This is a genomic window from Aureispira sp. CCB-E (genome assembly GCF_031326345.1).
GTDB lineage: Bacteria > Bacteroidota > Bacteroidia > Chitinophagales > Saprospiraceae > Aureispira.
In genome coordinates this window covers 1,156,113-1,169,666 of the sequence record NZ_CP133671.1, presented here as the reverse complement: position 1 = coordinate 1,169,666, position 13,554 = coordinate 1,156,113, and the positions used below count along the sequence as shown (strand labels likewise).

At 39.6% G+C, this 13,554-nt stretch carries 5 protein-coding genes; all 5 read left to right on the top strand.

The genetic code is table 11. The annotated features are described in order from the left end of the window. Window positions 1–53 precede the first annotated feature (53 nt). On the top strand, window positions 54–1,586 hold the full coding sequence (locus QP953_RS04400) for a hypothetical protein (protein WP_309554095.1): 1,533 nt from the start codon (window positions 54–56) through the stop codon (window positions 1,584–1,586). Window positions 1,587–1,607: 21 nt separating this feature from the next. Continuing rightward, complete coding sequence (locus QP953_RS04395; protein ID WP_309554094.1) at window positions 1,608–3,482, top strand: FG-GAP-like repeat-containing protein; 1,875 nt, start codon at window positions 1,608–1,610, stop codon at window positions 3,480–3,482. Window positions 3,483–3,675: 193 nt separating this feature from the next. Next, the gene (locus tag QP953_RS04390) at window positions 3,676–9,687 is read left to right on the top strand and encodes a gliding motility-associated C-terminal domain-containing protein (protein ID WP_309554093.1); all 6,012 of its coding nucleotides are present in this window, start codon (window positions 3,676–3,678) and stop codon (window positions 9,685–9,687) included. Between the two features lie 75 nt (window positions 9,688–9,762). Beyond that, entirely contained in the window at window positions 9,763–11,370 is a 1,608-nt protein-coding gene (locus QP953_RS04385) for a PorP/SprF family type IX secretion system membrane protein (RefSeq protein ID WP_309554092.1), read from the top strand. Window positions 11,371–11,707: 337 nt separating this feature from the next. Next, window positions 11,708–13,504, top strand: coding sequence for a tetratricopeptide repeat protein (locus QP953_RS04380; protein ID WP_309554091.1), 1,797 nt, complete (start codon window positions 11,708–11,710; stop codon window positions 13,502–13,504). Window positions 13,505–13,554 lie beyond the last annotated feature (50 nt).

The window sequence follows — 13,554 nt, the reverse complement described above, 5'->3', positions numbered from 1 at the left end:
TTGTATAAAAATAAAACTTTAGCTAATTTGGAGATATAAAAACAGATACAATTTTGGAAAAACAACAATCATATCGTTCGTGGATACTCTTAGGATTAGGTCTCTATTTATTAATAGCCTTATCCAATCACATTTCTGTTGCGGAGGGGCAATTAGGCTATTTTCTTAGAGAAGGCGCCATCTTTTGGCAACAAGGCGACGTTTTATTATCTAATAGTTTGAGTTATACGACTCCAGAACACCCCATACAAAACAATCATTGGTTGGCAGCAGCTATTTTTTATAGTATTCATCAAGCAATTGGTTTTGCAGGCTTACACCTACTCGTTGCCCTACTTTATGTCATACTTTTTGTTTTTCTATTTCAAACTTTATCTGTAACAACAGTTTACTATCTCGTAAGCCTCTTAATTGGCGGGCTAGCAATTCCACTATTTGCGACGCATAATATTGTAGACCCTGTTTTATTTTCACATCTATTTTCGATGCTCTATTTTACCATAGTGTACCAATATTTAAGTGGTCAAAAAAACAGTTCTTGGCTATATTCATTACCTTTCCTACAAATTATTTGGGTTAATTCGCATACTTACTTTTTTATTGGTTCGATAGTACTATTCTTGGGTTTTATACAAACCTTCATCTATCAAAAAGAAAAGTCGTCCCCTTTACTCATCGTCACCCTTCTTTCTTTGCTTACTTCCTTGGTACATCCTCAGTTTATCAATGGTATGATAGGAGCCTTTAGAGTTGCTTTCTCATCTAGTGAGATTTTACCAATATGGGAACGTACCACATTAGATGCTTATTGGCTTAGTCATTCATATATTTTATTGTATGCACTTATTCTTGGTACTCTTGTGTTATTGGGTGGTATCCTATTGGGCAGTAAAATTAAAACTATTCCCCTTCCATTTTTCTCATTAAGCTCGGTGGCACTCTTTCTTTTTTTCGCTTTTTGGAACAATCAACTCATTTTATTAGCAGGCATCGCTTGGCTTATTGTTTCCTTTCCAATTGCAAATTATTACCAACAAAAACAAGTTGAAAAAAATATAAAAGACTTTTTTTTACAATACAATCCTCCTGTTTTATCTCTTTATCTTTTAATTCCCACCTTTTTAGTGGCTGGTTTTTATCAACCTATTCACAACTTTGGATATGGATTGAGAGAGAACGAAACAGAAGCCGTTGACTTTATCAACCAAGTTGGTGTTCAAGGTCCGTTTTTTCACAATACGGCAATCAGCGGATTGATGGCTTATCGACTAAAAGAAACACAACCCCTCTATGTTTCTAGTCAAGCATTGGCACACCCAACAAGTTTTCTAACACAACAATATTTCCCTCAGATTTTAGATCCTGTTTCATGGAAAAGCATTCACGATAAATATCAGTTCAATGCCATCCTATTTAGATTGCACAATGAATCCATTCCTCAACTGGAATTTATGGGTAATTTGCTAGGCAATGGGCAGTGGGCAATGATTTATTATAAAAAAGATTATGAAGTTATTTTAGTTAAACGCAATGAAAAAAATCAAGCATTGATTCGTCAATACGAGATTATTCCCAATACGGAGTGACCCTCCACAATCCCTTAAAAAATGAACCTACTACTACTATTATTATTAATCCCCCTAGTTACTAATGCTCAAATTTATACAGAAGTCGCACAATCCATAGGTATTCATCATGCCCACAAGGATCTCAATAGAATGGGCGGAGGGTGTGCTTTTTTTGATTATAACAATGATGGCTACGAAGATTTGTATTTGTCAGGTGGCAATGATCGAGATTATCTGTATAGAAATAACGGAAACGGTACGTTCTCAGAAGTTGGAATTGCAGCAGGTTTAGCGTCTACAAGTAACTATCAAACCTTTGGCGTTACAACTGGTGACATTGACAATGATGGCGACAGAGACCTTTTCTTAACGACTTTTATGGATACAGATTCCTTGGGCAACGATTATTTTGTGAACAACAAATTATTTGTCAATCAAGGCAATGGTACCTTTTTAGATCAATCTACTGCGGCAGGAATTACAGATAGCACCATGAGTATTGCCGCTACATTTGGTGATTTTAACAAAGATGGCTTTTTAGATATTTATGTAGCCAACTACTTAGATCACGATGGTCCAATTCAAGACTCTTCAGGCAATCTTATAGGTATCATGGCACAAGGATTTGCCAATTACTATTACATCAATAATGGGGATGGAACATTTACGCAAAGCGCCAATGGCTCCCATGTTATGGATATGGGATGTGGCTTAGCTGTAGCGGCAACAGATTATGATAATGATACAGATGTGGATATCTATATCGCCAATGATTTTGGAGAATGGAATATTCCCAATACACTTTACCAAAACAACTACCCTAATCCGCAATTCACAGACGTTAGCATTTCCGCTAATGCCAATATCGGTTTGTTTGGGATGGGGATTGCGATAGGCGATTATAACGAGGATTTGCACCTTGATTATTATGTAACTAATTTAGGTGCTAATGTATTGTTACAAAACAATGGAGATGGGACATTTACGGACACAACTGCTTTTGCAGGGGTCGAGAATGGATGGGTAGATACCTTGCTTAGTACCGGTTGGGGCTGTGCCTTTTTTGATTACAATAACGATAGCTATCTGGATTTATTTGTTGCTAATGGTCAGATTCCAATGCCTTCTACATTTCGTGCTACGCACCCTGAAGATCCCAATAAATTGTACCACAATAATGGAGATGGTACATTTACAGACACCAGTACTTATCTAGGCTTAAATAGTCCTACTATTGCTCATGGAATGGCTTATGCAGATTATGATAATGACGGAGATATAGATTTCGTAGCGGTTGTCATCGATCAAGCTATTCCCTCTGATTCTATGCCTCATACATTGTTCTATCAAAACAATTCAGCTACGAATACATATAATTGGGTGCAACTAAAATTAGAAGGTACCCTCAGTAATAGAGATGCCTTTGGGGCACACCTTGTCATCCATGCCGGAGGACGTACCTTTTTACGAGAAATTGATGGTGGCTCTAGCCACGCCTCTCAAAACACTAGTATTCAACATATTGGACTTCAAAATATCCACCAAGTAGATTCTATTGTCGTTTACTGGCCCAATAGTGCCCCTCAGACCTTTTATAATATTAGTATTAACCAACGACACACACTAGTCGAAGGTCAGATAAATCAACATATAGGCTTAGAAAAACAGAACAACCAATTAGAGGTATATCCTAATCCAACGGCTCAACAAATACACATTCGCTTACAAGAAGTGCCAACCTCTGTTTTTGATATCTCCTTATGCAATGTCTTAGGCAACACTGTTTATCAAAGAAAAAACTGTGCTCAATCTGAGCTAACTATCTCATTAGAAGCCTTAAACCTACCTTTTGGTCTCTATTACTTAAAAATCGGATCACTCAAAACAAAGAATATTCTTTTTACAAGCAAATAGGTGAAATTTTTATTTAAATATATTGCCTATCACAAAAAAAAATAATAGTTTTAATAGTTTGTTAACATTATTTTCAATTTCAAAAAAGGTAAGCAAATTATCTTTCTGAAAAAAGAAACAGAAACTTGCCTGTAAAAAGAAACAATATAACACTCAGTTAATTACATTACTTTTATTACTAATCAAAAAAACTATGCGAAAGGTATTACGAATTCCTATTCTGGTTTTAATGTTGGGATTGCTGATTCAGCACGCCCAAGCACAAACCAACTGTGGCGACATTATATATGTGTCGCCCACTGGGCTAAGTACCGCCCCTGGTACTATTGGCAGCCCTACTGATTTAGAAACAGCCTTAACAATGGTTACGCCAACAAAGCATAACATTAAGGTGCTGAATGGTATCTACTCATTTTCTAACACATTAAACATTCCTACTAGTGCTGTGCTAGATGGTGGCTATGAAATAGTTGCTGGAGAGTGGGTTAAGAATAGCTCTTTATTAACTAGGCTTGATATTAATGCTCCTTTTACCACTTCTGCTGGAGTTGGGCATTATATTGCAGTCCGCTTGGATGGAGTGACAGACGTTTACATCAAAGATATTTCAATTGTAAACACTAGAAACGCATCTGGTACAACAGGAAATAGAGGTCGTACGGTCTATGGCATCCATGTTGCCAACTCGACCAATTTCTTTTTTTCTCGTTTAGATATTACCACTAGAGATGCGTCCGCAGGGGCTAATGGTGCTACTGGGGCTGCAGGACTCAATGGGTCTAATGGTCGTAGTGGTCATGGAGGAGATGATGATGGTTCCTCTTGTGGTGGTGCTGGTGGTGTTGATGATGGACAAGGTGGTAATGGTGCTGGTGGCGGCGGTAATGGAGGTACAGGAGCTGTTACTTGTAACGGCGCTACTAATGGTAGTGTTGGTGTTAATAGTGGTATTTTCCGTGCCGGTGGTGGCGGCGGTGGCGGTGGTGCTGGTGGTACCGATAGTGGTGCCGATGGGCGTCCAGGTGGTCGTGGTGGTAATGGTGGCGCTGGTGCTGCTGGTGGAAATAATGGTAATGGAGGAACAACCCCTTCTTCTTGTGCTGGAAATAATGGAGGTAGCGGTGCGAATGGTGCTGTAGGAGCTAATGGTGCGGATGCCAATACTCCACCTCCTGCGGTGACCTTTGCTCAATTTTTCCTCCCTGCTACCCAAGCTCCACAAGGAGCTGATGGTGCTGGCGGTGGCGGCGGCGGTGGCGCTGGTGGTGGCGGCGGTCAAGAAGATGATGGCTCTTTTGGTTGTTTTGCAGATGACGGTTCTGGCGCTGGTGGCGGCGGTGGCGGTGGCGGCGGTCAAGGCGGTCAAGGTGGCTTTGGCGGCTTTGGCGGTGGTGGCTCTTTTGGCATCTATGCTCAAATGGGAAATACCAACCCCAACCTAAACGATATTGCTATTACAACTGGTGCCTTTGGAAATGGTGGCGCTCGTGGTCTTGGCGGTGCTCCTGGTCTTGGTGGACTTGGAGGTGCTAGAGGAACTGGTTCTGGTGGTGATTGTAGCGAAGTTGGCTGTGGTGGTACTGGCGGTCGTGGCGGCAACGGTGGTCGTGGCGGTCGTGGGCAAGCAGGTCGTCCTGGGGTCTCTGTACCTGTACAAGGAACAACCCGAAATGGAACAACTATCCCTAATCCTCGTGAAATAACTGCCTCCATGTTTGGTGGTTGTACCAATTCTGAAATTGTTATCACTAAAGATGGTGGTACTTGGGGAAGTCCTCCTAACAGTATATTTATCAACGACCTTACGGCTAGTACTTCGTCTTATAATACCAACTCTCCTACGGCAATTGTTAGTTATGGTGCCACAGGACACTATGATCTAGTTGTCGATGGTGTAACCTATACTAGTTTTATTTATATCAGAGATACTAGAGCTTTGCCAACGTTTGATCCAGCAATGTCTCCAACAATTTGCGAGGGGCAAACATTTACGATGAACACTCCTGTAACGGCTGCGGCTTACGAGTGGATTCTATTTGAAGGAGCAAACAATACTTCCAATCCTATTGGAATTTACAATACCAAAGTAGCCTCCTTCCCTACTCCTGTAACAGGGGCTACTGTTAATTATCACTTACGCTTAAGAGTAAGAGACGATTGTTGTGGTTGGTCTGCTCCCGTCTACTTTGATTTTGATGCGATTCCTACATCTGCTGGTCCTAGCGTCACACTAGATACAGTTTGCGCAGGCGAGTCAGCAAGCATCACGGTAACAGGCTCTGGTACTTTAAATTGGTTTAGCGATGCTTTGGGACAAGTTAATATTGCTACTGGTCCCGCCCCCACCTTAACGCTAAACACTCCTATTCTTAATCAAAATACCGTTTTTTATGCAGGACAATCTATTGGTTCTTGTTTAGGTCCATTGACTTCAGCAGAAGTTATTGTCAATCAATTACCGAATCAACCAAGTACAACTCCTATTGAAGTCTGTTCAGGAGAAGATGTTGTGTTGACAGCTACAGGGTCTGGTGTTGGCGATTTAGTGTTTTACGATGCCGCTTTGAATGAAGTTGGGCGGACAACCATGTCTTTAGCCGTTCCTAATGCTAGCCTTAATCTTGGACCATTAGCAGTAGGTTCTTATTCTTATTATACAAGAGAAGACAATGGTACTTGTGTATCTCCATTGAATTTGATTGGTGTAACCGTCAATGCTTTGCCTACGGCTCCTATTGCCACAGGAACTACAATTTGTGCAGGTAATTCCGTTAGTTTGTCAGCCAATGCTGCGGGGACTATTAATTGGTATAGCGATGCTGCTTTAACCAACTTATTAGCCACAGGTAGCACTTATACAACGGGCAATTTAATGACAACAACCTCTTATTTTGTTACTCAAGCGGATGCCAATAGTTGTGAAAGTTCTGCGACTACTGTTACCGTAACTGTCACCCCAAGTCCTACTGCTCCTACTGCTGCGGGTACTGCTATTTGCTCTGGCAACACAGCTACACTAACAGCAACAGGCGCTGGTGGTATGTTAACTTGGTACAACGATGCTACAGGTACTACTGTTCTAGGAAATGGTGCCTCATTTACAACACCTACTCTGACCCAAAATACCACATACTACGTGCAAGAAATGAATACAACTACAGGTTGTATGAGCACTTTAACTGCGGTGGTAGTTACCGTCAACCCATTGCCAACAATGCCTAGCTCTGGAACATCCGTTATGGTCTGTGCTGGCGAGGATGTTATTTTAACAGCTGTTGGGTCTGGAACAGGAGATCTTGTTTTTTATGACAATACTCCTACTGAAATTGGGCGCATTACTATGAGTGGTGCTCCTACAGCAAATTATAATGCTGGTGCCCTAGCAACAGGCAATTATAACTTTAGTGTTCGGGAAGATAATGGCACTTGTTTATCTGCTGCTACGGCAATTAGTGTTACTGTTAATGCCTTACCTACAGCACCTACTGCTGCGGGCACAAGCATCTGTTCTGGTAATAATGCTACCTTGATGGCCAACACTACAGGAACTGCAAACTGGTATAGCGATGCAGCTCTGACTAATTTAATCCATACAGGATCCGTATACCCAACAGGTAATTTGAATATTTCGACAGACTTCTATGTCACTCAAGTAGATAACAATGGATGCGAAAGCCCTGCAACTACAGTGACCGTTACTGTTAACTCTAACCCGACAGCACCAACAGGAACACCAGATACAATATGTGCAGGAGCTACAGCAACACTGATGGCTTCTGGTGCTGGAGGAACTATAAATTGGTACAGTGATGCTTCTGCTACACTTCAAATCGGTACGGGTACTTCCTTTACGACAAATGTTCTTGCACAATCAACAACTTACTATGCACAGGAAGTTTCTGCTGACGGCTGCTTAAGCCCTCTAACTGCCATAACTGCTGAAGTTAATGCATTGCCTAATACACCTAGCGCAAATACGATTACAGTCTGCCAAGGGCAAGATGTTATTTTATCAGCAACAGGTTCTGGATCAGGCGATCTTGTTTTTTATAACAACAGCAATACAGAAATCGGTCGAGTAACTATGGCTGGTAATCCTAATGCCACTTTTAACCTTGGCGCTTTGGCTGCTGGCAACTATGTCTATTATGCTGCCGAAGATAATTCAAATTGCACATCTGGTTTGGTTGCTATTGGAGTGAGTGTTAATGCCCTCCCAACAGCGCCTGTTGTTGCAGACGTAACAATTTGTGCAGGTACCACAGCAAGTTTAACGGCTGGTAGTACCGTAAATTGGTATAGCGATGCTGCTTTGAGTAATTTATTGGCAACAAGCAACACATTTACAACAAGTACGCTAACAACAACGACCAACTACTATGCAACTACAGTCGATGCCAACGGTTGTACGAGTTTATCAGATACAGTAACAGTAACAGTTGACCTACTCCCAGCTATACCCACAACAATGCCTGACACAACTTGCGAAGGCAATGCAGCTACTCTGATGGCTACAGGTAGCGGAGGAACGATCAACTGGTACAGCGATGCTACGGGAATGACTGTATTAACAACAGGTACGACACTAAATTTGCCTATTGTTAATCAAACAACAACCTACTATGTAAATGAAACCAATTCAACAACAGGCTGTGTTAGTAGTATGGGGATGGCAACAGTAGTAGTTCATCCTAATCCGAATCCTCCTAGTGCTTCTAACATCGTAATTTGTAGTGGAGCCGATGTCATTTTAACAGCAACAGGTTCTGGAACGGGCGATCTTGTTTTTTATAATACTAGTAATACAGAAATTGGACGTTTTACCATGTCTTCTGGTAATGCAACAGGGACATTTAATGCTGGACCTTTAGCTGTTGGAAATTATGTCTATTTTGTTGCTGAGGATGCGGGGGATTGTATCTCTACGCTAACTAGTATCAATGTAGAAGTACGTCAACTCCCTGCTGCTCCTACGGCATTTAATGATAGTCCTGTTTGTGAGGGCGAGTCTGTTTTTGTGCAAGCCAATACGATTGTGGGGGCTAATTATAGCTGGACAGGTCCGAATGGATTTAGTACGACACTGCAAAACTTTAGCCTCAACAATGTTACGGCAGCTCAAGCAGGCACCTATAATGTAGCCGTAACCTTGAATGGCTGTACGTCTAACAGTACACCTACGACTGTCACCGTTAATCCTAGACCTGTTTTAAATCCATTAACTAGTAATAGCCCACTTTGTGAGTTAGATGCTTTAGACATCACAACGACTCCTGTTGCTGGTGCTACCTATGCTTGGACAGGTCCAAATGGTTTCGCTGCTACTACACAGAATGTTAATATACCTAGTGTTTCTGAAACAGATCATCAAGGATTTTATACATTAATTGCAACAGATGCTAATGGTTGTGCTTCATTACCTTTGTCTACGCTTGTAATGATTACAGCCCTTCCTGACGCAGGTATGGCTTCTAACAATAGTCCTGTTTGTGTTGGAGAAGAAGTTAAATTGCAAGTTCCAGAAATATTTGGTGCAACTTATGCATGGACAGGTCCAAATGGTTTCACCTCGACTAATCGTACGCCTAATTTCAATGCAACTATTGGAGATACAGGAACGTATTCTGTCGTTGTAACCGTTAACAACTGCTCTTCCACATACACCACAGAGGTAGAGATTGCTCCAAGTCCATCTATTGTAATGATGCCAGATACAACAATTACATTAGGCACCTTACTAGAACTTTCTGTTACAGGTGGGGTGACTTACGAATGGATACCTGCTACTCATTTAAACAATGCAACAATTCCAAATCCAATATTTACAGCTCCTGGTGTGGGAACGTATACCTATGTTGTAAAAGGATATAATGCTTTAGGCTGTTCTAGTATGTCTCCTAAACTTTTGATTACAGTAGAACAACCAGCGGTTGAAGACTTAAAAATTGTTGACTTATTTACACCAAATGGCGATGGGGTGAACGACTATTGGCCAGTAGACTTTTTGCAAGATCCTGCAATTGGACCATATACATTGCAAATTGTCTCTCGTGGCGGAATGGAAGTTTTAAACACTCAAAATTATCAAAATGACTGGTATGGTACTTATAATGGTAAAGATTTGCCCGATGGTACCTACTGGTACATTATTCGTCTAGAAAATGATGACACGATTATCAAAGGTGCTGTCACTATTAAACGATAAAATGACTTTCTATTGCTATGGAACTGCTCTGCGGAGTAGTTCCTAGCTAAGAAAGTTTTCAAATTGAAAATTATTATGATAAAAATAATTCAAAAATGTATAGGAGCAGCCTTGTTGTTTAGTGCCTTTCATCTTCAAGCACAACAACTACCTTTGCTCAATCATTACATTTACAATCCATATCTGTACAATCCTGCTCGTACAGGTCAAAATGACTTTGGAACAGCAAGTTTGCATTTTAAAAAGCAATGGACCTCTTTACCTAGCTCTCCTTTTAGTGGCGTTGTTAGTGTAGAATCGCCTATCAAAACAGAGAAATTAGGGAACATGGGACTTGGAGGAATGTTGTACGTTGACCAATTACACATTACTACTAATGTTGGAGGGATGGCCACCTATGCTTATCATATCCCGTTTCAAAAAGAGATTGATTTTAAGCATGGTCTGAGTGCTGGACTTTCTTTGGGTTTTGTCCACCAACGATTTAATTACCCTGATGCTACCGTAGAAAATCCTAATGACAATCAATTATTGCCTTCTGAAAGTAGTGGGACGTCTTTTGATTTCAGTGCTGGCTTAGATTATCAATGGAAGGAGTTACACGTTGGAGTTTCTATGCTTCAAGGTCTAAATACTGGTCTTCGATTGTTAAATGGCAGTCAAAGCGATCTTAGGTACATCAATACCCGTCAATGGTTGGTCTCGGCAAGCTATAAGCATTTGTTTGGACCTGAAGACAAAAAACATCGAGTGTATTTGCAACCAATTTTTATGGGTAGAATCATAGAAGACATTCCTTTTCAAGCTGAAGCTAATGTAATTGTTGGTTTAGATGGAATGGGATGGCTTGGTATTGGTTACCGTTCTAGTAATAATACGACTGCAACCTCTTCTATTGATGTAACCCTAGGAGTTGAAATCAAACGCCAATTTATTTTTGCCTACACGTTTGGAATTGGTGTAGATGCCAATATGAATGCTAGTATGGGGACGCAGCATGAGATGATGCTGGCTTATCGTTTTGGTGAAAACAAAAAGATCAAGCAATTGGAAAACAGCATGAAGGAAATGGAAGCTAAAAATCAAGCTTTGCAGTTGAATATTGAAAATAATCGAAAAACAGTTGATTCGTTGCAAACTGTTCTCAAAGAAACCAATTCGGTTATTGAGAAAAACACTAAGTCTATTGAGCAACAAGGGAACACGATCAAAGAGAATAGTTCTAAAATTCAAAAACATGATTCTGCTATCAAAAAGAATCAAGATGAAATTAATGAACTTAGAAAAATGCTTGAAAATCAACCGTTGAAATACAAAAAAATTGGTGAAGTATTTTTTAATAATGGCTCTACTAAATTAGGGGCTACTTCAGAAGCCAATCTAGATGCGGTAAAACAAGCATTAGACCAAGCCAAGGCTAGAGGAAACGAAATTCGTGTTTACATCAAAGGCAATGCTAGTACTGATGGTAATGCCAAACGAAACATGGAATTGTCCATGCGTCGCGCAACTGCTGTTCGTCAATATCTAGTTAACAAAGGGTTGGATGGTGATGCTGTTACGCTCATTCCGATGGGAGAAGAAGATCCTACCGATGGTACCAAAGCGAATACAAATGGTGACTCGAAAGATCGACGCGTAGATATTATTTTTACAGAGAAAAAACCAAAAGGTAGATTATAAACCTTTTTACTTTCAAATTCATACATAGAGGCTACGTCTTAGGGCGTAGTCTTTTTTTTTGTTTATTCCCTTGCCAACTTGTTGGATCAATTATTTTTGTCGTTAGAACTATCTTAAAAAGAGATGCTCTATAAACCTAACTTCCTCCCAAACATCCTAGTTGTTTCTATATCAGTCTATTTCTTATGATATAAAACCGAATAAGTCTATGAGAAACAAACCATTTTTATTTACTTTTGATATTCTAACAGTTCGTTGATTAGTTGCTCTGCTACTGCATGGTTTCAACAAACTACTGATATTTCCAATAGCCAAACAAAGTACATAACCATAAAAGATGACGTACATCAGTCCAATTAAAACCTATTTTAACACAACTCTGAAACATTCCCCCTCTCTGATTAGTCTACTACTTGTTATTTTTTTAATAACAGGCAAAAAGAGCTATGCACAAACGCCTTCTAATCAATTAATAAAACAATCCCAAAAGTTCTTTTATACCAATCCTGATAGTGCCCTGTTTTATGCCCAAAAAGCATTAGAACAATCTAAAATAGAGCAAGATAGTCTACAAATAGCCTGTGCCTTAAAAACAATAGGTATTGTCTATTCATTTACACAGCAATACAAAAAGTCTGTTTCATTCTATTACGATGCCCTTCAATTATTTGGACAACTAAAAGAAGCCAAGCAAATTGCTCAGACAGAAAATAATCTTGCAATAGTTTATAGAGACTTAGGACTATATGAGCAAGCGGCTGCCTTGCACCTCAATACTTTGCGTTTTTTTGAGTCAATTGAGGATACGCTACGTATATCACAGGTATACAATAACCTTGGGATTACTTATGAAAAAATAAAAGATTTTAAAACCGCTCTAAAGTATTATAACAAAGCTTTAAACCATACCGCTAAGCAAGACTCTATAACGATAGGGTGCATTTATTTAAATCTAGGAGTTGTATACGATTTGCGAGATCAAAATGATACGGCTCTATACTTCTACCAAAAGGCAGCTTTTATATTTAGTGCTATACAATCGTTAGACGATTTGGCAAGTACTTATTTAAATATGGGCGCCTTACATATCAAGACACTTACACTGGATTCCGCATTATACTATCAAGAAAAGGCTTATCAGTTACAAGAAGATTTTTTTCAAAATGACGTATCTTATTATACTCAACTGGGTGAAATTTATTACAAAAAAAAGGATTACCAACAAGCCCTAAAGCATTTAGATCATGCTTATAAACTAAATTCCACAGTAGGAAGTCAAAAAAAATTGTTGGCTACACTGGGCTGGTTAAGAGAAACCTATGCTGCCCTTGGACATTATGCTCAAGCATATGCGTATACTGTTCAGGAAAAAATGCTCAAAGATAGTTTGTATACTTCTGAACGAATAAAACTGGTAGAAAGCTTAGAAATTCAATACGATGTCGAGAAAAAAGAACAGCAAATTGTTGTATTAAATGATCACTTAGAGCTAGAACAAAACAAAAGACTTTTGGCGGAACAGCAAGCAAAAATTCAACGCATTTATCAAAATGTATCTATTGTTGGTATTTTTATAGCCTTACTCTTTGTTGCCTTGCTTGTTAATCGGATGAGAATTCGAAAAAAACTTTTTTTAACGCGTGAGGCGGCCCTTCAACAACAGCACAAAATTTCAGAACTAGAGCGTCAGCAGTTGCAAGCAGATCTTGAACACAAAAATAGGGCACTCAGCAACTTGGCACTAGCTGCGGTACAAAAGAATGAAATGTTGGATTCATTAGAAGAAAAATTACACCTACTCACGCAAGAAAATCAAAAAGCAGCCGTCTCTATCAAGCCTATCCAAAAATTACTCAAACAGCAGGTTGCTATTGAGGAAGACTGGAATGAATTTAAAATTCACTTTGAGGAAGTCCACCCCGATTTTTATAAAAAACTATTAGCTGCCTCCGATGCTTTGACTCAAAACGACTTGAAACACTGTACTTACATGAAGGTCAAATTGGATAGCAAGGAAATTGCCAGAATTATGGGAATTTCACCCAAAAGTGTCCAAATGTCTCGCTACAGGATTAAGAAAAAATTACAGCTAGGCAAGGAAGATGATTTATTTGCGTTTATTGAACGCTTATAAACAGTAGCTTGAAGTAGACACAGCTTATCTGACAATTGTTCCTGTGACTA

Excerpts from the sequence above, each read along its gene's own strand:
- QP953_RS04385 (WP_309554092.1), top strand. The coding sequence starts at position 9,763 with ATGATAAAAATAATTCAAAAATGTATAGGAGCAGCCTTGTTGTTTAGT.
- QP953_RS04395 (WP_309554094.1), top strand. The coding sequence starts at position 1,608 with ATGAACCTACTACTACTATTATTATTAATCCCCCTAGTTACTAATGCT.
- QP953_RS04380 (WP_309554091.1), top strand. The coding sequence starts at position 11,708 with ATGACGTACATCAGTCCAATTAAAACCTATTTTAACACAACTCTGAAA.
- QP953_RS04390 (WP_309554093.1), top strand. The coding sequence starts at position 3,676 with ATGCGAAAGGTATTACGAATTCCTATTCTGGTTTTAATGTTGGGATTG.